This is a genomic window from Candidatus Bathyarchaeia archaeon, assembly GCA_038873195.1.
GTDB lineage: Archaea > Thermoproteota > Bathyarchaeia > Bathyarchaeales > Bathycorpusculaceae > DSLH01.
This window is the reverse complement of the sequence record JAVZEV010000001.1, coordinates 1037332-1061843: the sequence shown is the minus strand read 5'-3', so window position 1 is coordinate 1061843 and position 24512 is coordinate 1037332. Positions and strand designations below refer to the sequence as shown.

Below are 24512 nucleotides of genomic sequence, written 5' to 3'. Positions count from 1 at the left end.
CGCTAAAGTGTAACTTGCAAAAAGGCGAATAAAAAGTGCCCAGAGTAATTCACTTCGAGATTAACGCAGACGACCCAAAAAGAGCGGCAAAGTTCTATGAAAAGGTTTTCGGATGGAAAATCGAAAAATGGGGGCCGGTCGATTACTGGCTTGCCACGACCGGAAATGAAAAAGAGCCGGGTATCGATGGTGCAATAATGGAACGTTTCAAAAAGGGAACAACATTCATTTTTGTTGAAGTTCCTTCTGTTGACGATTTCTTAAAGAAGGTCATAAATGCTGGCGGAAAAGAGGTTACAAAGAAAGCACCAATCCCCGGAGTAGGTTATTCGGCGTACTGTAAAGATACTGAAGGAAATATTTTCGGACTCTTCCAACGCGACCCCAAAGCAAAATAGACAATAATCTTCTCCTTTTTCTATAACTGCTGTTTTCCCCTAATATAATTCCATACAGCGTCTGCTTGCTCTTTCGAAATCATTTTCAATTCGAAAAGGCTGCGGGTTAAATCCGAAACCTTGGAGAGAACATGTACTTTATACCCTAATTTTTCGAGGTTTTCTTTTCCGCATTGTTCTCGGTCAACAACAACCATGACATGTTTAACTTTCGCTCCCAGTTCTTCAAGAGGTTTTATTCCCTCAATCTTTGATAATCCTTCCGAAACGACATCATCGAAAAATAGTATTCTGTCGCCTTTAGCGACCTCTGCACCGGCAATTCTACCAGTCACTCCATAGGCTTTTTCTTCTTTTCGCACGACAACGCATGGCAAGTTTACTTTACATGCTATGCTGGGCAGAATTAACGCGCCCTTCAGCTCAATAGATGCCAACTTGTCTATTCTATCAACCGCCATGAGATTCTTTATTTCGCAAGCCGCAACATCCGCAATATTACACAATGCTTCTGGAGAAGACAATAAACATGCAAGGTCTATATAATAGGGGCTTAACGCACCTGACTTAATCCTGAAACTACCAAACTTCAAACATCCAGCGTTGAAAAGGCTCTCCGCAACCTTTAACGTATTATCGTTCATGTTTCGAGTCTCCTTCGCAAAGATTACGCTTTTCCAAATTTAACACTTACCGATACATTGAAGACAACTTGCATTAGGCTGGTTTCCAACAAAACACATGTTAATAAATACACAAATTATTGGTTACACCTAAACATTAACGGTAACGTTTATAACTCATTGTTTTCATTCCTAAAAGACGCGAAGCGGAAAAACAATGGGACATAGAAAAACGCATGCGCCAAGACATGGTTCACTTGCTTACTTACCTAGGAAACGTGCTAAACGCTTACTGGCTAGAATTCGCTTCTGGCCAAAAATCGAAGCAGAAACTCCGAGGCTTCTAGGTTTTATTGGTTATAAAGCTGGAATGACCCACGTATTCACGATAGAAGACAGAAAACGTTCGCCAAATTTTGGAAAAGAAGTAATGCGCTCAGCAACAGTCATAGAAACACCTCCCATACTCGTATGCGCTATACGCGCCTACACCAAAAACCAGTACGGTCTACAACCTTTTTCTGAAGCTTGGATGAAAGACCCACCAGACGAACTTGAAAGAGTGTTCACTCTACCAGAAAACTTCAACACTGAAGAATGCCTCAAAAAAATTGAAGAAAACATGGATAAGATAGCAAGGATTCGCATTATTGCTTCAACTCAGCCAAAACAAGCGAGCGTTCCCAAGAAAAAACCAGACATAGCCGAAATCGAAATAGGTGGAGGCACAATCAAGCAACAATTTGAATATGCAAAAAGCTTACTCGGAAAAACAGTATTGCCCACAGAAATATTCAAGGAAGGCCAATACATAGACATCGTAGCCGTATCCACTGGAAAAGGCTTCCAAGGACCAGTAAAACGTTGGGGAGTAACAATACTCCAACATAAAGGAAGAAAAACAAAACGAGGCATAGCAACCCTAGGCCCATGGAACCCCCACCACGTAATGTACAGCATCCCCAGAGCAGGACAGATGGGTTTCCACCAAAGAACAGAATACAACAAGCGCATATTAAAAATAGGCACAGATGGAAAAGAAGTAACGCCAAAAGGAGGTTTTCTAAGATACGGCGTAGTCCACGGTCCATACATTTTGCTGGAAGGGAGCCTGCCCGGCACCGAAAAACGCCCGATACGCTTACGATATCCAGCACGTCCACCAAAACAAGTTGCTGAAGAATCACCTCAAATTATATCCGTATCTCTTGAATCTCCCCAAGGCAAGTAACTGGTGAACGCAAAATGGTCAAGAAAGCCGCCAAAATCTTCAATCTCGAAGGCAAGCCAGTTGGAAAAATTAAACTTCCGTCAGTTTTTGAAACGCCATTGCGACCAGACGTTATAAAAAGGGCAGTTTTAGCCATTCAATCAAGCCGATTCCAACCAAAAGGCAGAGACCCAATGGCTGGAAAACGAACCTCAGCAGAATCCAGAGGCGTTGGCTTAGGCATTGCTAGAATACCTAGAACAAAGGGTCCAGCAGGAAGAGCCGCTTTTGCTCCGGGAACCGTAGGTGGCAGAGTGGCGCATCCGCCAACTCCAGAGAAGAAAATCGTTAAACAGATTCCTAAGAAGGAAAAGCGCCTTGCTTTGATGTCTGCAATAGCCGCGACAGCATCTAAGACTGTAGTAGCCTCTCGTGGGCACTCTATTGAGGATGTTCCAGAAATTCCGTTAATAGTTACTGACGATTTGGCAGAGTTAAAGAAAACCAAAGAAGTTGAGGAGGCACTTACACGGTTAGGTGTGCTTTCAGACATCTATCGAGTAAGGGAGAGCAGAAAGGTTCGTGCCGGAAGAGGCAAGAGTAGAGGGAGAAGAATCAAGCAAGCAGTGGGCCCCTTGATAGTTGTTACGGAGAACAAGGGAATAATCGACGCCGCGAGTAACATACCGGGTTTAGATGTGGTTACCGTTAGAAACTTGAACGCAGAAATTCTTGCACCCGGAACGCATCTTGGGAGATTAACAATATGGACAAGCAGCGCGATTGAAGAGCTTAACAAGCTCTATGGTGGAGGAGGAACGGAAACATAATGGACCCTTATGATGTTATACTTTACCCGTTAATGACTGAAGCCGCAAGTCTAATGGTTGAAAAGGAAAACAAATTGGTTTTTGCCGTTAATCTGAAGGCAAGTAAAAGTGACGTAAAAAAGGCAGTAGAGGAGCTTTACGAGGTTAAAGTTGAAAAAGTTAACCTTTTAATAACGCCGCAAGGAGAAAAAAAGGCTTTCGTGAAGCTTCACCCCGACTACAAAGCGGCAGATGTCGCGATTAAACTTGGAATATTGTAAGCTATGTTGAGGAATGATTAATGGGAAAAAGAATTCGTGTTCAAAGACGAGGACGTGGTGGCCCAACCTTTAGGGCATCCACCCACAAAAGGCTAGCTCCCGCGCGGTATCCTTTGACGATTCTAAAGGAATATTTTGAAAAATCATTGAAAGGCGTTGTTGAAATGTTGACCCACGACCCAGGCAGAGGAGCTCCACTCGCCTTAACCAGATTTGAAAACGGAGAAAAATGTTACACTATTGTCCCTGAAGGAGTTTATGAAGGGCAACAAATTCAACTGGGCGGAACGGCTCCGGTTGAGGTTGGAAACATTCTTCCTGTGGGGAAAATTCCAGAAGGTACAATGGTGTGCAATGTAGAACTGCGTCCAGGAGACGGTGGCAAACTCGCTAGGTCTTCTGGAGCATATGCTATAGTTGCAACACACACTCCTCAAGGAACAATAATTAGGCTTCCTTCTGGAAAAACAAAGTATGTGAGCGACTATTGCAGGGCGACAATTGGCGTAGTTTCCGGTGCTGGCAGAACAGAAAAGCCGTTTTTGAAGTCTGGTCCAAAATTCCACTTAATGAGAGCTAAAGGACATAAGTATCCGAGAACTAGGGGAAGAGCAATGGTTGCTGCTGTGCATCCGTATGGTAGCAGCAAGCGGAGTGCACGGAAAGTCACTACTACTTCGCATGGGGCACCGCCCGGACAGAAGGTTGGATTAATCGCTGCTAGAGGTGCTGGACAGAAAAAGAAGAAGTTAGCTGAATAATATAGCAGAAAGTTTATAGCGTTTGGAATTACCAATGAGTTGAGGAAAAATGCCAAGAGAATTTACATACCGTGGATATACGCTTAACCAACTGCAAAGTATGTCAATGGACGAATTCATCAACTTGCTTCCATCAAGACAAAGGAGAAGTCTCCATCGTGGTCTCAGAGTTGAACAAAGGATTCTGCTTGAGAACATAAGAAAAGCTAAGGAAGCGCTTAGGAAAGGAGGCAATGCTACGGTAAAAACGCATGTGCGGGACATGGTTGTTCTTCCAGAGATGGTTGGTGTTACAATTCATGTGCACAATGGTAAAGAATTCGTTCCGGTTGAGATTAAGCCTGAAATGATTGGGCATTACTTAGGCGAATTTGCTATCACAAATAAGCCAGTAAAACATGGGACTCCAGGTATAGGCGCTTCTCGTTCGTCAATGTATGTTCCGCTAAAGTAACCTATTAGAAGATTTTTAAGCACTATAGTCCATATCTGAAGGTTTTTTGCCCGGCGGCTTAGCTTGTGGTATTTGCGGCAGCGGAATTGGCGGCGGAATATTCAAAGTTCTGGATATTAATATAGATTCTACAAAGGCGACGTTTGAAATTGACTGCACTATAACTGGTGGTGGCGGCTTCTTCTCCTCATATTCCTTGTAAATCTTTTCAACCTCATTTTTCTCGCCGGCTACGTAAGCCTTCCCTTTAAGGTTTATTTGCGCTATTGAAGGGTTGTAATTTATTGTTAAAACAAAGGGAACCTCTATTGAATCATCCGATTTCTTCTCCATTCCCACGAGATTGAGGTTTGTGTTTATCTGAATTGGCGGAATAGGCTTCCTAATGTCCCAGAAGCGGTCGGCAGAGACATTAGAGACGGAAACATTGACCCTTATCATTTAACTCATCAAGGAGTATCACGCCAAAGCGTGATTTAAAGTTGTTTATTTTTCAGTAATCTTGTATCGTGTAAAACCGCAGTGCCCGCAAGTGTATCTGTTTCCGTGGTCAGCCATGAAATATCCAGGTCCACAACGTTCACAAACTGGGCGTAGCCTCGAGATTTTGTTGCTTTCTATTTTATAGAAGGCGAATGCGCCCTTTTCTTCTTTTTTCTTTTTTGCTGGTTTTTCCTTTTTTTCTTCTTTTTCTTTTGGAACTTCTTCTGGAGTTTTAGACATGTTTATCCCTTTTCCTCTTCTTTAGGTTTTTCTGGCGGTATATTTCGTTTAATAATGTATTCGGGTTCAATAAGCCTTGCTTGCTCAATTGAATCATAAACGTTTGCAACGCCAACGGCGAAATGTGTTCCTGTTTTTGTTTCTAATTTTTTAATGAAAACTAAATCTGCATCTTTTTTTAGGGCAGAGGCAACGGCCTTTCTGACCTCTAGCCGTGGAGGTGTACTGCCTGTTTGGTTGTGCTCTACGTGAAAGCAAACCTCTCTTCGCTTCAGCACCGGGTTCTGCTTCTCTGAAACTATTTTGATTTCCATGACTTTCACTCACGCGCGGAGTGATTGATACCGTACCTTCTTATTTAGTTTTCCGAATATTTTCCATTGTTTTCAGAATGTTAGCGATTTCTGCTTTTTTGTCTGATGTTGCTTTGACCGCCACGATTCCTTCATAAGGTTGACCATATACGACAAAGGCGTTTTCTGGGGCGTATAAAATGGCAATTAGTGTCAGCAAGTCTTCTTCTCCATCCACAATTATTTTGGTTTTCCAAGCTGTCTTTAAAGCGTCTTGGATTGCCATGAATGCTTCTTCGGTTATTGTTCCAGGCGGATTTTTGACATTAACAGTTTTGTGTTCTGTTGGTGGAAGAGGTTGCGCGGTTCTTCTCATGACTCTGTTATCTACAATGGAAAGTTGAGGGAGTATGCAGTTTTCTACAAGATTTCTAGATACAGTGTCCCCAACAGATATTATACATGCTGGTTTTTCCTTGTCCACCATCTCTTTGAATTTCTTCATGGTTTCAGCAAACGAACCTCGAATTAGAGTGCCAAGAGGTTTCTTGAGTCTTATGCGCAATTCTGGCGTAAGACTGTACTTAATAGACATCATTATCTAACCTTTAGTGCATAACGTCCTTTCTCTTTAATGTCCATGGTTTTTGCAATTGCTGAGCCTTCTGGGTCAAAAACTATTACTAATCCGCCGAAATCATCGCTTAGAGAAGATGATTTGCATTTTGGGCAAACGTTTTCTTTAGTTATGATTCTGCATGTTGGGCAAGCCTTTTCGCTCATCTGATCACTCTCTATTTTTAGCAGTTTCCTCTTTTTCTGTAGGCGCCTTCTCGAGCGTTTCCTTTATTTTGCGCGTTTCTTGTTCAATCCATTCTAATTTGCCAAGAAATGGCTGTCTAGATGTTACACCTATTTTTCCAGAACTTCCTGCCCTGCCCAACGAGACTGCGGTTATTCGGACACGAACTTGGTCTCCGCTCATGAGTTTTCTTTTTGATTCTTTGCCTAATAGGACGCCTTGTTTTTCGTCGTATGAAATGAAGTCATCCATGAGTTGTGAAACGTGGAGTAACGCGTCTACTGGTCCTATGCGTACGAAGGCTCCGAAATCAGCCACTTCCACTATTTCTCCTTCCACTACTTCTTGAATTTTCGGGTAGAATGTTAACAGTGAAAAGGTTACTTTGTGGTAAGTTGCGCCGTCTCCGGGGATTATTTTTCCGGTGGGGCTTACTTTTACGTCGGTTACAGCTACTACATAGCCTAGTTCTTCGCTAACAACGCCTTCATATTTTGCCTTAACTTGCTGATGCCCCACAGTTTCTAATGGGTTGCCGAAGGTTTCTGGTGGTATGCGAATGGTATCTTCAAGGGTTACAAGTTTAAACAACTGGTTATATCCTCCCGTCAATCTCTAGACGTGACTTTTGCCTCACATAAATAACTGGCACATTTATATTTCTTAGCCTCTTTCTGAGCTGTCTGTCATTTGTGAAAACTGGGCTTTTCCATTCTTGGGCGATTTCAAATATAACGTCATCAAGAGAACCATGTTCTCGCTCTACATTAACTAATGTGCATTCTTCAGCCAACTTTAAAGCGAAAGAAGCTTGCTTTCTCATTTTCGGCGACCCTTCTCTTACGATTTTTTCAAGTTCGTGAAGAATGGGAGAAAGCAAAACTGGTTGAAATCTAACTTTTAACAGTGTTTTCAGTTCTTCAAATATGTCGATTTTAAATTGAAGTGGAACAAAAAAGGCGTTTGAATCCAAGATTATTTTTAACGGTTCCCTTTTATGCGCGGGTTCTGTCTTCATATTATTATTTCATTCCGCAGCTTTTAGGAGCGTAGAACTCCGTATCCTATGAGTCTCCATCTACCCGTCATTTTTCTGCTTAATGCAACGCGTGAGCCTGTTTGTGCACAGACTGGTCTTGCAAGCTTAATCGTAGTTGCGTTTTTCTTTATTGAGGTGACTTTTCCAACGGTTATTGCGGCACCCACATGTAGAAGTAGTGTTTCGCCGATGTTTATATTTTCGATTTTTGCAAGTTCCTTTGTTCCAACTGCTCGTTCAAGAATATGCGTTTCTAAGGTTAAATCTGACTGTGTTGGTGGGAGGGCATCTTTTCTTCCAACCATGTTGCCTGTTAATCCGTCAGCTTTTGAAAATGAAGGGTCTAAAAGGGTGCCTACGCCAACTAATCCTCCGCAATGGGCTTCTTTCACGTTTTTTCCGCCTGCATGTAAACTTACAATTTCGCTTACTAACGGGTGATAAGCGCTTTTTCCTTCTTCAATGTTTATTCCCGGGCGAATTTCTACTTCTTCTCCAACCACAAACTTGCCTTGAATTATTGTGCCTCCAATTACTCCTCCTTCAAGTTTCTCTAGTGGAGTGCCTGGCTTGTTTACGTCAAATGAACGGACAATGTACATCAGCGGCGGTTTTGTTTCGTCTCTTGGCGGTGTTGGTATAAACTCTTCAATCGCTTGAATAAGGACATCAATGTTTACCATGCGTTGTGCTGAAACAGGAATTATTGGCGCGTTTTCAGCAACTGTTCCCTTCACAAAATTCTTAATTTCTATATAGCTGTCTCTTGCTCTTTTTTCGTCAACAATGTCAACCTTGTTTTGAACAATAATAATGTTCTTAATGCCAATAATTTCAGCTGCAGCCAAATGTTCCCTTGTTTGTGGTTGGGGACAAGGTTCATCAGCTGCGATAACCAGTATAGCCCCGTCCATTATTGCCGCTCCAGAAAGCATAGTTGCCATTAGAGCTTCATGACCTGGAGCGTCTACAAAGCTTATTGCTCTGGCAAATGTTGTTTTTGAGCCACAGTTTGGGCAGACTGGTTGTGTAGAATAGTTTTTTGGTTCTTCACATTTTGGGCATTTGTAGACTGGCATGTCTGCGTAGCCTAATTTTATTGTTATGCCTCTTTTCAATTCTTCGCTGTGTCTTGACGCCCAAACGCCAGTTAACGCTTGTACTAAGGTTGTTTTTCCGTGGTCAACATGTCCTATAGTGCCGATGTTTACTTCTGGTTGTTTTGGTAATGGTGCGCGTTTTTCGCTGCTCATTTCTTCATTTCCCATAACGTTTACGAATTATTGAAGGATTAAAACTAAGCGAGTTAATAAACATTAAGTCTTCATTTAAGCATCTGCAGCTGTTTGGGTCTCGGTTTCGACTTCCTTTTCTGTGTCTTCTTTTTCCTTCTTTTCTTTTGTCTTCTTTCCCTCTTTTGCCTGTTTTGGTTTCTCCACAATTTTCGCGTTAACCTGCACAATTTCATCTGTGATTATGTTCCCGCGGACAGTTTTCCGTCTTCGTTGTCCTTCATCTTGAGGATTAAAACCTACCCCGCCGCTTAACACCACTCGTCTGCGTACGCCACCGTGAACGTTTGCTCTCATTGGAAATCCGTCTTTGTCTGAACCTCCCGTTATCTGCAATTTATGTCCCGGTAAGCCTACTACTGACCCATCAATTACGTCGCCTATTTTCCTTCCAATGAGCTGGACAGCTCGTGCTTCTTCAAGTTCGACCACTTTTGAGGTTCCAGTTTCCGGGTCTGATATGATTACTTTGAATTTAGCCATTACAATGGACTCTCCAAGCTAGTGTTATGAAATTTAAACATCTCTCTATTAAGGATTTATGAAATTATAGCTTGATTTTTCAGAGACGGCAAGTAAAAGTTTTAATGCGCCTTTGAAATCGTTTTGTGGCTATGTGGCGACTAGGGTTCTTCTTTCACGAAATGGCGTTTGGGCTGCTTTCTATTTTTCTTCCATTGTATATTGTCTCCATTGGGGGGTCACTTGTACAATTTGGAATAATGAGCGCAACAGCCTTGGTTTTGACAATTCCTGCTTCCTTCTTTTGGGGGTACTTGTGCGATAAAACAAGACATTACAAACGTTATATTCTAATCTCATTTTTGTCATCAACTATTATTCTTTTCTTTTTCACCTTGACAACCACCATAGGATTTTTGATAATGCTTTGCGCGGTTATGTCCATTTTTCACGTGGCACATGAAACTCCCAAAAATGTGTTGATAGCAGAATTCTACACGCGAGAAGAATGGGAAAAATCGTTTGCCTTGTATGAGGGCTTTACAGAAACTGGGTGGCTCATTGGATTACTTTTAGGGTTTTTAACGTCAACTTACGGCGTTGCTCCAGCATTTACATTGTTGCTTTGTAGCGGCTTAAACTTAGTTGCGTTTATTATTTCTTTACTGCTTGTAACAGACCCTCTTTTAATCTTTGAAAGAAGCCTAGTTAATATAGAAAAAGCTGTAGGCTTCGCTCATAAAGGCGTGATGGTTGCAACAAAAATCTTAGACGGTTTGCCTCTAAACGGAAGATTAAAAAGAGAAAATCAGTACGCGTTTTTTGCTGGGCTTGTCCTGTTTTCGCTAGCTACAAGCATGCTTTTTACGCCTTTACCAGTGTTCTTTTCTCGTGATTTAGCTTTTTCCGCTGGCGTAGTTTTTGTGATTTACGCGCTAAATTCTGCTGCGAGCGTTACAGGCTATTTTCTTGCAGGTAGCAGATTAAATACAGGCGCAGAAAAGTCTGCAGTAAGCAAAATTGTAATGTTCAGAAGCATACTTGCCTTTTCACTGTTTTCTCTTGTTTGGATGCCTGCATACACTTTGCCTTTGGCAACACTCATACTTGTTTTAATGGGCTTTGCTTATGCCCTCTTCTTGGTGTTCACTCTTTCATTGTCCATGGAGCTTATGCCTCAAGGGAAAACTGGTTTGTTCAATGTTCTCATAGGTTTAGGCGGAGCAAGCGGCTCGTTTATCGGACCTTTTCTTGCTGAAACGTTTGGATTTGCTTGCGTTTTTCTTGCCACCAGTCTAATTTTCTTGTTTGCTTCTATTGCCTTCAAAATCTTCGCTTGATAGGCAAATAGAAAAAGGGAGAATTATGGTTATTCTACGTGAACTCTGAACAGGTCTACGTCTTCGCGCATTGCCGGTGTTAACTCGAGGAAGTCTCTGACAGCACGTTCAATGTCTTTTGACTGCGTTACGTATCTTCCAACAACAATTATGTCTGCACCTTTCTCTAATGCTTCCTTAGCTGTTTCCGGCACTATCCCGCCAGCGACGGCAATTAAGAATTTTTTGTCGCTGAAGGTTTGCCGCATTTCTTGAATAAGCTCTAAGCCGAGTGTTCTTCCAGTTTCTTCGTCTATTCCTCTATGCAAGATAATTACGTCTGGGAACTGCTTCAGCGTCTTGAGTTTTTTGATAGGGTCTTCCACGTTCAACATGTCTGCCATTGCATATATTCCAAGTCTTTTTGCTTCGTGAATGAAAGCGTCAAGGGTTTCGGCTGGCGCCAATCCTGCTGCAATAACTGCGTCTGCCGTTTCTTCGTAAGCCAAGTCAACCTCAACTTTCCCAACATCTAAAGTTTTCAAGTCCGCAATGAAGAATATGTCTCTGGCGATTTCTCTTAGGTCGCTTATCACTTTTGTTCCGTATCTTTTTATTAATGGTGTTCCAGCCTCAAGTATTATTCTGTCGCTTCTCGGAATTTCTGATATGATTTTCTTTGTCTTTTCAAATTCTGGTATGTCCAGTGAGATTTGCACGTAGGGGGGTCTCCAAAGGCGTGGCACTCTGAATCCCATGATTGGGTGTTTTGCTCTGTCTTTATCGTAGAAAACTTTCTCTAATGTTGGATACTTTGATAGAGCCCTTTTCAAAGCCAGCTTTGTTGCGCCATAGTTATAGTGGTATATTTTGCGGTAGTCACTTGCCTGTGGATGTACAAAAACACTGCACACTATAACCCAGTCGTCCACCTTATCTTTAGGAATAATGCCCTCTTCAACCGCGTCGGCCACGGCCTTCGCCACTGCTGCTTGCGCGGGACCGAAAATCTTGCCTGCATCTTCAAGATTTTTCACAGTAACTTTTGGCACAAGTAAAGTATGCGGTTTTGGTGGAAGATTCGGTCTTATAACCGCCAAAAGTGGTGTGTGCCCAGCTGAAAGGTTGGAAAGTCCTGCGGCAAACGCTTCTCCGACAGGTCCGTCTTTGTCGCCTATTAGAAGGTCAATGTGTGAAACTTCGTTGCCTTCTCCAATGAGCGCTTCGCCGATTAAGTAGGTGTGTTTCTGGGGTGCTTCGACAGCTTCCGACAATAAATCTGCGGATATGCCTTCAGTAACTTCATCGAAATCGACATTAAACTCTTTAAGCCACGTGTATAACGTGTCCCTATGAATATTTAGAAATTGTGCTGTTCCAGAAATTGTAGGCTTTGTCGGTTTTCCTCTGAGAAGACTACGAGTTTTCGCTTCTTTCTTGGCAGCTTCCGTCAACATTTTGATGAATTCTTCCCGTGTTTCGGGCTTTTTCAGGCTAGTTTCCGACATTATGTTTGTCACCAGATAATTTAATCTATATCTCTTCTATATAAGACTGTCGGAAAATTGAATCTCTAAAGCGTGCCGGTCAACATTATTTTTTAAGTATTTGTCGGTTATAGCGTTAGAATCTTGGTTGGTTCTTGCACTTTCATAAAGCAGTTGTGAATTGTGAAGAGTAAATTAAATAGGTTGAAAGGTTAGAAGCTAGTATTGGCTTATGGAGTGATTTGGGTATTGCAGACAAGTGTCGTTTGTTTGTGTTTGATGGTTTTAGGGGTTGCTTTGTTTTTGTATGGTAGCAATTATTATCATGCAATAGCTGGTTGGGCTGGAGTGTTTCTAGTGTTTGTCGGCTTTTTCGCGCTTGTAACATTAAAATTGTACAGGAAATTGGGTAGCTAGCACTTGTATAATGCTGCATATTTTGTTGCAGATAATCTAGGAAAAACTTGACACTTACGCCTTTTTTGTAATCTTTTTATGAGCTCTGTGGGGTCGTAGAGATTTCTGCAAGTGTGAACGTTTTTACCAGCAATCTCTTACGCTTGCGAAGTTGCTTTTTATTTGTCTTCTCCAAACTGGCAAGTCTTCTTGGCAGCCTGAACTCTTTTTTTATTCAACTTTCCATTCTTATTTGTCGGTTAAGTCATTGGGAAAGATAAGATGATTTGGTATCTCTTAGTTTAACAGAGGATGCTTATCTAGAAATAGGGAAAGAAATTGTTTGTGTTGAACAAACCAGCATTCTTTGTTCTGGGCAGTTGCTTAGGAGAAAACATGGGAAAAGATATGGGCGCATTACTCGGGGGTCTGCAAAAACAATATTGCATCTATTAGAGATTCAGTGTTGCTCTTGATTTTAACACGAATATACCAGCTGTCGCTTGGCAAGCTGAGCATGCGAAAAAAAGAGGTTCGAATCCAACACTACTCACTATAATTGCTGATAACACAGCGGCGGTAGCTTCAGCAATGTCAAAAATGGACTCAGATAAACCGAAGAACAAGCCGCGTCTGCCTTTTTCGCTGATATTTGTCATTAAGACGAGGAAGGATGGACGCTGGAGTGCATAGGATATTCCAAAGAAAAATTCAATCAAGTAGAGATGCATTAAATTTGAAGCGAGCATATAGCATAGAGAACATGTTGCGCCCGTTGCAACACCAGCTAAGAAGACCTTCTCCTCCCCATAAGTATCAGCGAGTTTTCCACCTAGCGCTTTGAAAGCAGCCGCAATAGAGCAGAAAACTGCGTATAATAGTCCTACATCGATAAATGATGCGGAAAAATGATTAACAACATAGATTGGATAAATTGGACCCAGCAAGCCAACTCCCAAAGCGCTTAGAGTACTCAACATTATTAGGAATAGGACTGCGGATTTTACCATATATGCGACCTCCAACTTGAGGTAAAGCATCAGCACGGTTTATTCTAGACATCTTTGGGTCGGCTTGCCTCCGCACAAAGCAAAATTTTCCGTTTATAAAGGGTTAAATAAACTTTTCGCGAAAAGAGAATCCTTCGCGAGTTTCCTATTCTCCTTGTAAAAATTCTTGGAACATATTCAAATATAATGCATTAGCCGCTTGTTTTCTTGCGTTAGCTTATGTTTTGGTGCTCCGGGCGGGATTCGGACCCGCGTCTCCGGCTCGAAAGGCCGGAATACTTGACCGGACTATACTACCGGAGCTTTCTTTTGCTGAAGCAATATGCAAGATATCTATTCGTTCGAATAAATCTTACCTTTTATTGCATTATTGTATTCAATAGTTATTATGATTGTTTAGGCTGGTGCCTATAAAATTTCGATTATAACGCGCGCTTTACACTTGTTCGTCTTTTATTACCCTTTTGTAGATGTCAGCGCTTTTTCTGCTTATTCTCTCTTTCGTTTCTAAGTTAACCGCGTATAGCCCAAATTTCTGACCGAAGCCCTTAGCCCATTCGTAATTATCAGTTAAAGCCCAATGGAAGTATCCGCGTACGTCAATTTTCTTTTCTTTTATGGCTTTTTCTAAGACTTTTAGGTGCTCAGTTATGAAATTTGGTCTAAGCGTGTCTTTTTCGTCTGCGATGCCGTTTTCTGTCACGTAGAGTGGTTTTCCATAGATTTTCATTTTGTTTAGCGCCTCCAGCATTCCTGTCGGGTATATCTCCCATCCTAAATCTGAAGTTGGCCAGCCATCTGCTGATTTGGTATTGGGTTGGCAAGCGAAGCCATAGTTTGGAACAATCTCTGGAATTGCAGGGATTCCCGCGAAAAGTTTTGCCAGAATGGATTTCTTTCCTTTTGTCACAAATCTACTGTAGTAGTTCACGCCTATCCAATCAAGGCGGTGTTCAAGATAACTTTTCACTTCTCCCTTCTCTTTTAATCCGTCAAGGTTTTCATCCAACCAGCCATAACAAACGGCTTGTATGAAAAACTGATTATGCATGTTATCCATGAACTCTGCGGCTTTTACATCATGTTCTCTTTCCAACGAGAGGGGTTTCGTTGGAATCACATTGTGTATTAACCCAACATTAGCGGCGCTGTCGCTGTCTTCATCAGCCTTATGTGTGTCAAACCTTTTTATAGCATCGTATGAACGGGCATGGGCGATGACTAGGTGACGCGCTGCTTTTCTTGAAGTTTTGAAGTCGTTTAATGCTGGGGGAAACCCGGATTGAGGTATCATGTAGCCTGTTTCAGGTACTACGGCGGGTTCGTTAAAAGTTGCCCAATTATCAACTATGTCGCCCAACTTCCAAGCTGTATACGCCGCATATTTTGTAAACTCGACTATGGTGTTTTCATCAACCCACCCTTTAGGACCCATACGCATCCGTGTTCTGTGAACAGTTATTGGATCATGAATCCATAAAGGCAAAGTGAAATGGTTTAGGCAAACGAACACTTTAAAGTCCTTTGCTCGCAAGTCCTCTATTACAACTCTGTAGTGGTTCACCGCTTCTTTGTTAGCTATTTTCTCAAGTTTTTCAAGAACTGGCTCATCAATGTCTATTTTAGCAATTCTCCCATCAGACGCCCTTTCCACTCCAACCTCGACGGCAAACGTGTTATTTGGAAAGATTCTGCTCCATTCAATTCCTATCCTGTAAGCGTTTAAACCGAGTTTTTTGGCAAGAGCATGGTCTTGCTCGTAAAGGTCCCAGTAGTTTATGCCATTTTCTGGTAGGTCCCCGCTGACGATGCCTTTCTTTATGTTGGAAGGGTCATGCACCCAAATGTACCAGTCTGTGTTGGGGTCAATGTTTCTTCCGTTTGGATCGCCCATCTCGAATTGAAACCCGCTGTTGGCTACGCCCCAGAGAAAATTTTCTGGAAGTTTCATTTCATCACCAACTGATGTTATTTACTTACGTGGTATTATATTATTGATTGAGTCGAGAAATGTCTTAATTACGTAAGTCTCTATCACATGAGAGCTGTCTTTAAACAGGCTCTTAGTGATGCAAGTATAGTGTCTGCCTTGTTTAATGTTGGTGCGTAATGAGCTGTTTTAGCTGAGTTTGTCATTATAGTTTTAATTCCAAGTTTGTCAGTCCATGTGACAACAGTGCACGTGTCAGTTATTACGTGGGCGCCGCTTTGCTCTATTTTTTCTATATATTTTCGTGTTTTTTCTTTTATGAAGCGTGATGTGCAAATCCACAATTCTGTTTCAGCCTTAACTTTCCTTGTGCCTATACAATCTGCGATTTGTCTGATTTCTGATGGTGAACAGTGAGGGCATCCAATGAAAACTAAGTCTGGCTTCTCTGTAGTAGCGGTTGTTAGCTCTTCCATGGTTCGCTTTATGTCGTCAGTCTTCACGTTTACTTTTTCAAGTTCGCTGGCGTTTACTCTTTTTTTGTTATGGTAGAACATGTTAACCATTCCTGTTGATGCAAGAGAAGCGCCTAACTGTTTCAATTCGTCCTGTGAAGCGCCTTGCAACCCTTGAATTACTGGAATTTTGTCTTCCAAAATTTTGCCAAGAAATATCCCTAAAGCGCCAAATTCCACTTCATTCCGCAACGGGCTTTCTATGTTCACCAAAACTTGAGGTTGACGATTTTCAGCCCTGTGAACCCCATAGTCTGGTGTTTTTCCAATAATCGCCGCGGCAAGAGCGCTTGGTCCTCCTTCCCGGTTTGTCCACGCTCCAATAACCGAATTGGCGTAGACCACAGCGGACGATTCAGCCCATGCAAGATGTGAGCCGCGTCTTGGCTTTTCCAAGTAATATGGCGTGCATGTGAGAGAATTTTTGAAACCCATCTTATTGAAATATTCTAAAATTTGTCTTTGTTTTTTACATATGTCGGATGGCAGTTTCTTACATAAATATTCCTTGTCGATGCTGTGAGGGTTTAATGTTGCCTTTACGCTTGTTTTTACGTTTGCGTTTGCTATTGCTTCTAAAAAATCTGCGGGGGCGTCGCCGAGCGTTTTGTATGAAACTCCAGAAACATGCGCGGAGTTTATCGGGATAAGTTTTGTTGCATTAAAGAGTTCACCCAAACGCACGAGTATCTTCATGCAGATTTGGTTTGCCCAGCCAAATTCACCGTTGTAGATGCGCTCCTCTTCCTTTGTCAAATACAAGCCTTTTGAGTCTCCTTTCTTTTCAAAATTTTCACTATGCCTTTGCAAGTGTCAACTTCCACTAAGTCGCCTGTCTCAATTTGCTTAATGTCTATTTGGTCAATCATAGGAATGTCTGCTATTATGGCGCCGACGACTACGACTGGGTCTGCCGTTTGGTTGATTATTGCTTTTGGTGCCAAATTTTTCTTTGCCAAAGAATACAACACGTAACTGCCTACAGTTGAGCCGTGCCCGTGAGGAAAACACAAAACCTTGCCTTTTACACATTCTCCGCATAAATCGTGGTTTTTCTCGATTATTTTTCCGTCTGCTGGATCAACTCCGCCTAAGAAGCTTATGGGTTTCCTTGACACTAACGCTTCCGCTTTGCATTGTCCTTCGACGATTCCACGCCCTTTTAATGTTACTGATTGCATATTGTCCACTTTAGTAGGATATTTTCGCAGTTGTTGGAATTTTGCCTAAAATTTCTGACGCTGCATTGCCGACTTCTTCGCGGTTTTCTTCAAGCGTGTAAACGCGCAGTATGTTCATGAATCCTTTTAGAACTTCGAAGATTTTTGAGATTTCGCTCAAACGTTGAGGAACCATTTTGCCTTCTTTTGTTCTATAAAATACTGGGATTTCCATTGGTTCCATGAGGACTGAATGGTGGTATGGGACTGATGGCACGGTGGGCACGTCTATTATGACAGTTTCAACTTCAACTTTTGCTTTTTGTGCGATTTCAGCTTGTATTTGTTTTCTGTATGCTTCTTGGCTGAAAATGTTTGAAATCATGGCGTCTTTTTCGTAGAAAGTTCTTTCATAAGCGCATTTAAGCATCTTTCTCCTTTCCAGATTCGTTATTATTGCATTTGATTTTTTGCAGTTTTTTAGCATTGTCCACACTGTATAGTCGTCCATGGCAAGATACTCGTCGGCAGTTTTGAAACTTGTCAACCTGAGTTCTCCGTTTGCTTTTTCCATTGCCATGGCAAGCATGAGTTGTGCGGCTCTTCCGACGCGGTGGAAGTATATGCTTTTGAAGGATTCTATGCGGGCGATTATTAGTGATTCAAGGGCTGAAAGCGCGCCAGCGTCTACTGCTAGGTTTTCGCCTAAAACGTCTAATGCGTGGATTAATCGGAAAACGTCTACGTAGCCGTATTCTGCGCCTGTGTGATGTGTGTCTCTTACGACAAAATCTAGCTTGTCAACGTCGACTGCGCTGCTGATTATTTGGTTTAAGAATGTCTTTTTGGGCTTGTGCAAAGTGCCTATTGCTAGTTTTCCTATTTCTTCGGGTTTGTATCCGATTTTTGTGATTTTGTCTTTTAATTCACTGTTTGTTATTATCCATTTCGTCATGTCTTCATGCGTCTTTCCGAGTTCTTTATCCAGTAGATGCTCAAAAACATGAGAAAACGGCCCGTGTCCGACGTCGTGAAGCAGTGCTGCGATTTTAACCATTTCTGCCTCGTCTTCGCTTATTTTTTGTGATAGGTTGGGGCTTTCCACGGTTTTTCCTGCAAGGAACATGACGCCGACGGAATGTTCGAAGCGTGTGTGGTTTGCTCCGGGATAAACGTATTCTGCGCCGGCTAATTGGCGGAGTCTGTGTAGTCTTTGAACTGGATATGAATCTACGATTTCTTTTTCTGCCTCGGTTATGTATACATATCCGTGGACTGGGTCTTTTATTTCGCCCCAATAGTTTTTGGGCATCGGCGTTTTCTCCAATGTTTTAAATAATTATTAATGCATCTTCACTCTTATAATGCCTAACGTCTAAAACGCTTGGGATTGAAACATGAAAGGGAAAGGCATCTTTATTTGCGTTGAAGGATTAGACGGGTGCGGAAAGACAACGCAAACTAAACTTCTTGTTCGAAGGCTTAGAAAACTTGGGTATGATGCGGTTTACACGGCTGAACCGACTCGTGGCAAGATTGGAAATTTTATAAGAAGATACTGTCTACATGGCGGCAAGCGAATGCCTGTTGTAGTTGAAGCTTTGCTTTTTGCCGCTGACCGTTTTGAACATGTAAAAGACGTGATACTTGCCGCTTTGGATGAAGGAAGCATCGTGGTTTCTGACCGTTATGTTTATTCTTCCATGGCTTATCAAGGCGCTGCAGGACTCGACTTAAAATGGATTGAAATGATAAACAAACATGCAATACGCCCGAACCTAGCAATATTCATTGATGTTGACCCTCACACTGTGATTAAACGGTTGAAGTCTAAAAAGTCGGTGATGGAGAATTTGGAAACGCAGTTGAAAGTGCGTGAGGTTTACATGCAGTTTGTTGAAAAAGGTGAGCTTATCAGAATAGACGGTAACAAGTCTAAGAAGGAAGTTGCAGACGCCATTTTAAAAGTTGTTAAGAAGTTTTTGCGTGAGAAAGTCTAAACAACTAAGATGGTTTAAGCATTTTTCGTGGAGAAGCTTGGTTAATTTTGTTTATGATAAGGTTGATTATGTCTTCTGGTGTTGTGTATCGCAGTCCTCTTTCATGGAAAACTTGTATTTCCAGCAAATTCTTGTTTGATATAAAGCGAAGCATGTAGTAGTCAAATTTTAATGGGGTTTTCTTTTCATTTTGTATTTTGTAATATCGTATGGCACAAAAGAAGTCCATTATTCGGCATGGCTTTTTCCACACGGAATTCAGCACTTTGCTTGTTTCTTCCTCGTCTAAATAATTGAAGTTGTTTGCTTCAGCTATTCCCCAGTCAAAAACTACTTTGCATTGAGGTACTGAGGGGTCGGCGATTTCCTCTAAGTTGAAGGTTTCGCCATTTATCTCGTGAAGCGTGCGAATTAATGTTTGCTGAAATCGTTTACTTGACACTAAAATAGTGAAGTGGGCTGTTTTGTGGATGTTTTTTGGGAAGTTTTCGTAGAGTCCAAGCATTCAAGTGGCCGCCTAGGTTCTTTTGATTTTTCTTATTTTTTCAAGGTTTTCCAGTAATTCAGATAATACTTTACCTAGTTTTTCGAGTTCTCCCACATCTGTTTCTTGTTGAATTCTGTTTTGTAATTCTTGCACTTTAGCCATGACTGTTGCTTCAAGTGTGTCGAGAACCATGGGGCTTGTTGCCTTTGTTGGTTCTTCTCCTTCTTTTACAATTATAACTTTCTTTTCGCATTTTGCACACCAAAGGTCGCCGCTTTTTAGTCTGAAGAGTGGAGAAGCACAAGCGGGGCAAGCTAATTCTGTGAGGGTTGCGCCTTGTCGGAGCAGGTCTGCCATTCGTTTAACATCTTGCTCTTCCCGTTTTTCTGTCGGCAAGTTTTAAAACCTCAAAGTAGATTAGTATAAAGCCTATATAATTTGGTTATCGCGTAGTATTATGGGGTGGCGAGTGTGGTTAGGAAAAAGAAGCTTGAAGAGTATGAGGAGCGGATAAAACAGGCGATGGTTGTGTTGGGTGAGGTTTCCGAAGATAATACGACTCCGAGAAATATTAGAAGAGCAGCTAAAGATTCCATAAACGCTTTGCAAACAACAGAGTACACGCCCGCCGTTAAAGCTTCAAATGCCATATCAATTTTAGATGAGATTCTGCAAGACCCGAACATGCCACCTTACACGCGGGTTAAATTGTGGAACGTAATGAGCATCTTAGAAGCCATAAAAGATTAATAACTAAAAGGTGAAGTAAATGAAAATTTCTAATTATCAGAATGTTGAAGCCAAAGAAGCAGATGAAGGCGCTTCAAAGCTTAAGGTAAGATGGCTTATCACAAAAGAAATGGGTGCTCCAAATTTTGCCATGAGACTTTTCGAAATGGAGCCCAACGGGTACAGCCCGCTTCACAGCCACCCATGGGAACATGAAGTGTTTATTCTCGAGGGAGAAGGGCATGTTGTAGGCGGAGCTGGAGAGAAGAAGTTTAAACCCGGCGACTTCATTTTTGTTCCTCCAAATGAAAAACACCAATTCAAAAATACTGGTAAAAAACCGCTTAAGTTTCTCTGTCTTGTTCCTCATAAATGATGCTAGTGACTTAGGCTTCATAACTGCACATAGTTTTTAATGGTTTATCTTCTCGGTAAAAATATATGCTAGTTGTTACATCTTGTTTTGGGCTTTAGGAGACCAGTCCATTTGAAATATGACGTAATAATCGTCGGCGCAGGACCCGCTGGAATATTCGCTGCTCTTGAACTTACAGAAAAAACCAAACATAACATTCTAATGCTGGACAGAGGACCAGACATAAACCAACGTAAATGCCCCGCAAGCCGCGGATTCGAATGCGTCCACTGTGAACCATGCCTAGTTTTATCCGGATGGGGAGGCGCCGGAGCATTCAGTGATGGCAAACTAACCTTGTCCACAGAAGTAGGCGGATGGCTCAACGAATACGTGTCTTCAAAAGAACTCGAAGAACTCGTCAACCACGTAGACAGTTTATACTTGAAATTCGGCGCAACCGAGCACGTTTACGGAGCAGATGTCGAAAAGATGGAAGAAATCGAACGAAAAGCATCATTAGCCGGCTTGAAGCTTATTCGCCAAAAAATCCGGCACATGGGCACAGAAAGATGCGCACAAACCCTTCGAAAAATGCGTCAAGAATTAAACAACAAAGTTGATTTCAAACCACGAAAAGACGTCAAAGGACTCATGGTGAAGAACGGCACAGTGGAAGGCGTCGAAACAGTAAACGGCGAAAAATTCTTTGGAAAATACGTTATCGTTGCGCCAGGCAGAAGCGGGGCAGAATGGCTTCAAGCAGAAGCACAAGCATTAGGCTTGAAAACATTGAACAATCCGGTTGACGTTGGAATAAGAGTGGAAGTTTTAGCCTCTGTTATGGAGGAATTAACAAACGCCCTTTACGAGCCAAAACTTGTTTATTACTCCAAATCCTTCGATGATCAAGTTCGCACTTTCTGTGTTGCGCCTTATGGAGAAGTCATAACAGAATCTTACAACGGAGTTTTAACAGTTAACGGACAAAGCTACGCGGAACGAAAGACAGAAAACACAAACTTCGCCATCCTCGTAAGCACGTCATTCACTGAACCGTTCAAAGAACCAATAGCCTACGGAAAATATCTTGCCAGACTCTCGAACCTTCTCAGCGGCAGTGTAATAATCCAACGACTAGGCGATTTAGAAGCAGGAAGAAGGTCAACAGCCGAAAGAATCTCACGAAGCGTCATCATTCCCACACTAAAAAATGCCACGCCAGGCGACCTCAGTTTCGTTTTGCCATACCGTTACCTCGCAGACATCAGAGAAATGCTTCAAGCCTTGGATAATCTGATTCCAGGCATCTATTCCAGAGACACTCTCTTGTACGGTGTTGAAGTGAAATTTTACTCCTCAAAACTTCAGTTGAGCAACTGCTTAGAAACAAAAATAAACAATCTATTTACCATTGGAGACGGCGCGGGCGTCACACGCGGACTAGTTCAAGCCTCAGCATCTGGCATCATCGTAGCCAGAGAAATTATAAAGAGAGAAAAGCAGAAAACGTGAAAATTGAATGTCAATCGTCGAAACGATTAGTTGTTCGCATTGCGGGGCGCCAATCTCTTTCAAGCCAGGCGAAATCATAGCAACATGCAGATACTGCGGTTATACTGTCGTTATACAAACGGGAAAAGCCTTCATTTTCGAACACTCAATGTTGCTGAACGAGTACGACCAGACGCAAATCGAAGAAGCAATAAGAAACTGGATGCGCAGCGGTTTTTTGAAACCGCCAGACCTTGCCCGAAAATCAAAACTTACGGAAAAAACCCTTGTGTATGTGCCGTTTTGGGTTGTGACTGCGAAAGTGGAGACTATTTATAAGGGAATATTTGAGCGAATCGCTCCTCCGGTCGTTAAGGAAGGTCGAATAGCGAAAGAATATGACTGGCTTGTTCTTGCAAGAAAAGCGACCGAATTCCCAACTAGAGAATATGATGTGCCTTTAGATGGCAAAGTTCCATACGATTTCAGACGAATTGAGGATTTTGCTAAAACTCTTAACAGCGAAATCGACAAGGACGAAGCAGTTGAACGGGCTAAACAAGAAATTGAGGAACATCACCGGCATCTAGCGATGCAAGACGTGGATAGAGTGATTGAAATGAGAAACGAAATTAAAATAAACCAAACAGTTTACTTACACGCCCCCATATGGTTCATAAAATACGATTACGAAGGCAAAACTTACCAGTTATACGTTGACGGCGCAACTGGAACAGTCATAAAAGGCGACATCCCACCAGCCAAATTCGGAATACTATGAAAAAGCTGCTAAACCGACAATAAGAAGACACTGTTGATAAACATTTTTTATCTACGTCCAACTAATGCTAATAGAGGCTAGACTGCGAATGAGCCAGAAAATAATCGGTCGAGGAACATGGTACGACAAAATGGCAGCGAAAATAATCGAAAGAGAACAGAAACTAGGCAGAAGCTTAGACCCAATTCGAACCGAAATGGGCATAGCAGCTTCTGGCTTTCCACACATCGGCAATCTAAGCGATGCAGCGCGGTCTTTCGCCGTGACTTTAGCGCTCAGAGAGCAAGGCTTCAAATCTGAACTTATCGCTTTTGCAGATGATAAAGACGGACTAAGAAAAGTTCCAGCTGGAATGCCAAAATCGCTAGAAGAGCACTTAGGACGTCCAGTAACAGATATTCCTGACATTTTCGGTTGTCACGCAAGTTATGGCGAGCACATGACCTTACTGCTTCTGGAAGCACTTGACAAATGCGGAATAGAATACACGTTCATGTCTGGCACGGAAGTCTACCGAAAAGGATTGTTTAACGAAGAAATCAAAACCGTGCTCACCAACGCAAAGAAAATCGGAGAAATAGTCAAAGAAGAAGTCGGGCAAGAAAAGTTTCTAGAAGTTTTACCCTATTTCGCAGTCTGCGAAAACTGCGGACGCATATACACAACCAAAACCTACGATTTCTTGCCGAAAGAAGGCAAAATTCTCTACTCATGCGAGGGAATGGAAGTTAAAGGACGATGGCTTGAAGGGTGCGGACATAAAGGCGAGGTGGACTATAGGAAAGGCGACGGCAAATTAAGCTGGAAGGGCGAATTTGCAGTAAGATGGAAAGCTTTAGACATACGGTTTGAGGCTTTCGGTAAGGAAGTTGCGGATTCCGTGCGGGTGAACGACCGCATATGCCGAGACATATTCTGCTGGGAACCACCGTCCCACGCAAAATACGAGTTGTTCCTGGACAAGAGCGGCAAAAGGCTCTCAAAATCAGCTGGGGTAGTGTTTACTCCACAGACATGGTTTAAGTATGGCTCGCCTCAATCGCTTATGCTACTTATGCTGAAAAGGTTTGTTGGCTCGCGCACTTTAGACGTAACTGACATTCCTTCTTACATGAACGAGCTGGATTACTTAGAAGATTTGTATTTCGGAAAGAAAACAGTGAAAGATAAACGAGAACTTGCAAAACTTCGAGGACTCTACGAGTATTGCTGGGCAATGAAGCCACCACATAAGCCAAGCACCCACGTTCCCTATAACATTCTGACTTTTCTAGCTAAAATGGCGCCGAAAGGTCGCGAAGAAGAGTTTATCACTGAGACACTTCGAAGCTACGGTTACTTGCAGAAAAACCAAACACTTGACGATGAATTAAAAAGGCGGATTGACTACGCGTTCAATTGGACAAAAGATTTTGAAGAAATAAAAGAAACAGAAGTAAGCCTAACCACCGAAGAAAAAACTGCCACAGCAGAACTGCTTGAAATATTAAAAACCGAAGACGAAGCAGAAAAAATACAAAACGCCATATTCGACACAGCCAAAAAACACGGACTACAACCAGCCTCATTCTTCAAAATCCTATACACTATCCTAATAGGCGTACCACAAGGACCAAGGCTCGGACCATACATCATGACAATGGGAAAACAAAACGTAATAAACGCGCTAGAACGAGCACTGACAAACGCAAATGCGAGTTAA

General features: G+C 42.1%; 30 protein-coding genes, 1 tRNA gene and 1 pseudogene. 13 read left to right on the top strand and 19 right to left on the bottom strand.

The annotated features are described in order from the left end of the window. The first annotated feature begins 35 nt into the window (after positions 1-35). Positions 36-398 carry a VOC family protein gene (locus tag QXW63_05935; protein MEM3461427.1) on the top strand — a complete coding sequence of 121 codons (363 nt, stop codon included), beginning with the start codon at positions 36-38 and terminating at the stop codon, positions 396-398. A 20-nt stretch (positions 399-418) separates the two neighbouring features. On the opposite strand, the gene QXW63_05930 is transcribed toward QXW63_05935, so the two are convergent. After that, the gene (locus QXW63_05930; protein ID MEM3461426.1) at positions 419-1042 is read right to left on the bottom strand and encodes an orotate phosphoribosyltransferase; all 624 of its coding nucleotides are present in this window, start codon (positions 1040-1042) and stop codon (positions 419-421) included. A 196-nt stretch (positions 1043-1238) separates the two neighbouring features. Here QXW63_05930 and QXW63_05925 point away from each other — a divergent pair, with 196 nt between their 5' ends. Genes QXW63_05925 through QXW63_05905 form a run of 5 tightly spaced genes read left to right on the top strand, consistent with a single transcriptional unit; the run spans position 1239 to position 4536 of the window. Further along, positions 1239-2252, top strand: a complete 1014-nt coding sequence (locus tag QXW63_05925) for a 50S ribosomal protein L3 (protein ID MEM3461425.1) — start codon at positions 1239-1241, stop codon at positions 2250-2252. 14 nt (positions 2253-2266) lie between these two features. Beyond that, positions 2267-3061 (top strand): 50S ribosomal protein L4, encoded by a 795-nt coding sequence (gene rpl4p, locus QXW63_05920; GenBank protein MEM3461424.1) that lies wholly within the window; start codon positions 2267-2269, stop codon positions 3059-3061. Further along, the gene (locus QXW63_05915; protein ID MEM3461423.1) at positions 3061-3321 is read left to right on the top strand and encodes a 50S ribosomal protein L23; all 261 of its coding nucleotides are present in this window, start codon (positions 3061-3063) and stop codon (positions 3319-3321) included. The genes rpl4p and QXW63_05915 overlap by 1 nt, the downstream gene beginning before the upstream one ends. Before the next feature lie 20 nt (positions 3322-3341). After that, positions 3342-4082 carry a 50S ribosomal protein L2 gene (locus QXW63_05910; protein ID MEM3461422.1) on the top strand — a complete coding sequence of 247 codons (741 nt, stop codon included), beginning with the start codon at positions 3342-3344 and terminating at the stop codon, positions 4080-4082. 49 nt (positions 4083-4131) lie between these two features. Continuing rightward, positions 4132-4536, top strand: coding sequence for a 30S ribosomal protein S19 (locus tag QXW63_05905; protein ID MEM3461421.1), 405 nt, complete (start codon positions 4132-4134; stop codon positions 4534-4536). A 15-nt stretch (positions 4537-4551) separates the two neighbouring features. On the opposite strand, the gene QXW63_05900 is transcribed toward QXW63_05905, so the two are convergent. From QXW63_05900 to QXW63_05860, 9 genes and pseudogenes are all read right to left on the bottom strand, one after another. Next, positions 4552-4977: a hypothetical protein gene (locus QXW63_05900; protein ID MEM3461420.1), complete on the bottom strand. Its 426-nt coding sequence runs from the start codon at positions 4975-4977 to the stop codon at positions 4552-4554. A gap of 45 nt (positions 4978-5022) precedes the next feature. Continuing rightward, positions 5023-5190: pseudogene (locus QXW63_05895) on the bottom strand (30S ribosomal protein S27ae). A gap of 71 nt (positions 5191-5261) precedes the next feature. Beyond that, positions 5262-5573, bottom strand: a complete 312-nt coding sequence (gene rps24e, locus QXW63_05890) for a 30S ribosomal protein S24e (protein ID MEM3461419.1) — start codon at positions 5571-5573, stop codon at positions 5262-5264. 40 nt (positions 5574-5613) lie between these two features. Then, complete coding sequence (locus tag QXW63_05885) at positions 5614-6147, bottom strand: DUF359 domain-containing protein (protein MEM3461418.1); 534 nt, start codon at positions 6145-6147, stop codon at positions 5614-5616. 2 nt (positions 6148-6149) lie between these two features. Then, positions 6150-6335, bottom strand: a complete 186-nt coding sequence (gene spt4 / locus QXW63_05880; GenBank protein MEM3461417.1) for a transcription elongation factor subunit Spt4 — start codon at positions 6333-6335, stop codon at positions 6150-6152. Between the two features lie 4 nt (positions 6336-6339). Then, on the bottom strand, positions 6340-6945 hold the full coding sequence (locus tag QXW63_05875; protein ID MEM3461416.1) for a DNA-directed RNA polymerase: 606 nt from the start codon (positions 6943-6945) through the stop codon (positions 6340-6342). Between the two features lie 4 nt (positions 6946-6949). Further along, positions 6950-7372 carry a DNA-binding protein gene (locus QXW63_05870; protein MEM3461415.1) on the bottom strand — a complete coding sequence of 141 codons (423 nt, stop codon included), beginning with the start codon at positions 7370-7372 and terminating at the stop codon, positions 6950-6952. Between the two features lie 23 nt (positions 7373-7395). Next, positions 7396-8646, bottom strand: coding sequence for a translation initiation factor IF-2 subunit gamma (locus QXW63_05865; protein ID MEM3461414.1), 1251 nt, complete (start codon positions 8644-8646; stop codon positions 7396-7398). Positions 8647-8721: 75 nt separating this feature from the next. Beyond that, positions 8722-9168 (bottom strand): 30S ribosomal protein S6e, encoded by a 447-nt coding sequence (locus QXW63_05860; GenBank protein ID MEM3461413.1) that lies wholly within the window; start codon positions 9166-9168, stop codon positions 8722-8724. A gap of 131 nt (positions 9169-9299) precedes the next feature. Here QXW63_05860 and QXW63_05855 point away from each other — a divergent pair, with 131 nt between their 5' ends. Continuing rightward, positions 9300-10487 carry an MFS transporter gene (locus tag QXW63_05855; GenBank protein ID MEM3461412.1) on the top strand — a complete coding sequence of 396 codons (1188 nt, stop codon included), beginning with the start codon at positions 9300-9302 and terminating at the stop codon, positions 10485-10487. Positions 10488-10516: 29 nt separating this feature from the next. On the opposite strand, the gene QXW63_05850 is transcribed toward QXW63_05855, so the two are convergent. From QXW63_05850 to QXW63_05820, 7 genes are all read right to left on the bottom strand, one after another. Then, on the bottom strand, positions 10517-11974 hold the full coding sequence (locus QXW63_05850; GenBank protein MEM3461411.1) for a bifunctional 5,6,7,8-tetrahydromethanopterin hydro-lyase/3-hexulose-6-phosphate synthase: 1458 nt from the start codon (positions 11972-11974) through the stop codon (positions 10517-10519). 827 nt (positions 11975-12801) lie between these two features. Further along, positions 12802-13359, bottom strand: a complete 558-nt coding sequence (locus QXW63_05845) for an MFS transporter (protein MEM3461410.1) — start codon at positions 13357-13359, stop codon at positions 12802-12804. 225 nt (positions 13360-13584) lie between these two features. Continuing rightward, a tRNA-Glu gene (locus QXW63_05840) sits at positions 13585-13662 on the bottom strand. Between the two features lie 133 nt (positions 13663-13795). Further along, the gene (gene bgaS / locus QXW63_05835) at positions 13796-15310 is read right to left on the bottom strand and encodes a beta-galactosidase BgaS (GenBank protein MEM3461409.1); all 1515 of its coding nucleotides are present in this window, start codon (positions 15308-15310) and stop codon (positions 13796-13798) included. Between the two features lie 83 nt (positions 15311-15393). Continuing rightward, positions 15394-16566 (bottom strand): aconitase X catalytic domain-containing protein, encoded by a 1173-nt coding sequence (locus QXW63_05830; protein MEM3461408.1) that lies wholly within the window; start codon positions 16564-16566, stop codon positions 15394-15396. Next, the gene (locus tag QXW63_05825; protein ID MEM3461407.1) at positions 16557-16985 is read right to left on the bottom strand and encodes a DUF126 domain-containing protein; all 429 of its coding nucleotides are present in this window, start codon (positions 16983-16985) and stop codon (positions 16557-16559) included. Before QXW63_05825 ends, QXW63_05830 begins: the two co-directional genes overlap by 10 nt. Before the next feature lie 10 nt (positions 16986-16995). Beyond that, positions 16996-18276, bottom strand: a complete 1281-nt coding sequence (locus QXW63_05820; GenBank protein MEM3461406.1) for an HD domain-containing protein — start codon at positions 18274-18276, stop codon at positions 16996-16998. 85 nt (positions 18277-18361) lie between these two features. On the opposite strand from QXW63_05820, the gene tmk reads away from it, so the two are divergent. Next, complete coding sequence (tmk, locus tag QXW63_05815) at positions 18362-18964, top strand: dTMP kinase (protein MEM3461405.1); 603 nt, start codon at positions 18362-18364, stop codon at positions 18962-18964. A 4-nt stretch (positions 18965-18968) separates the two neighbouring features. Here tmk and QXW63_05810 read toward each other — a convergent pair whose 3' ends face one another. After that, the gene (locus QXW63_05810) at positions 18969-19469 is read right to left on the bottom strand and encodes a hypothetical protein (GenBank protein MEM3461404.1); all 501 of its coding nucleotides are present in this window, start codon (positions 19467-19469) and stop codon (positions 18969-18971) included. A 12-nt stretch (positions 19470-19481) separates the two neighbouring features. After that, positions 19482-19847, bottom strand: a complete 366-nt coding sequence (locus QXW63_05805) for an Sjogren's syndrome/scleroderma autoantigen 1 family protein (protein MEM3461403.1) — start codon at positions 19845-19847, stop codon at positions 19482-19484. A 75-nt stretch (positions 19848-19922) separates the two neighbouring features. Here QXW63_05805 and QXW63_05800 point away from each other — a divergent pair, with 75 nt between their 5' ends. From QXW63_05800 to lysS, 5 genes are all read left to right on the top strand, one after another. After that, entirely contained in the window at positions 19923-20201 is a 279-nt protein-coding gene (locus QXW63_05800; GenBank protein ID MEM3461402.1) for a UPF0147 family protein, read from the top strand. A gap of 19 nt (positions 20202-20220) precedes the next feature. Beyond that, the gene (locus QXW63_05795) at positions 20221-20556 is read left to right on the top strand and encodes a cupin domain-containing protein (protein ID MEM3461401.1); all 336 of its coding nucleotides are present in this window, start codon (positions 20221-20223) and stop codon (positions 20554-20556) included. A 111-nt stretch (positions 20557-20667) separates the two neighbouring features. Then, positions 20668-22050 carry an NAD(P)/FAD-dependent oxidoreductase gene (locus QXW63_05790; protein ID MEM3461400.1) on the top strand — a complete coding sequence of 461 codons (1383 nt, stop codon included), beginning with the start codon at positions 20668-20670 and terminating at the stop codon, positions 22048-22050. 7 nt (positions 22051-22057) lie between these two features. Continuing rightward, positions 22058-22810 carry a hypothetical protein gene (locus QXW63_05785; GenBank protein MEM3461399.1) on the top strand — a complete coding sequence of 251 codons (753 nt, stop codon included), beginning with the start codon at positions 22058-22060 and terminating at the stop codon, positions 22808-22810. Between the two features lie 88 nt (positions 22811-22898). After that, positions 22899-24512 carry a lysine--tRNA ligase gene (gene lysS, locus QXW63_05780; protein MEM3461398.1) on the top strand — a complete coding sequence of 538 codons (1614 nt, stop codon included), beginning with the start codon at positions 22899-22901 and terminating at the stop codon, positions 24510-24512.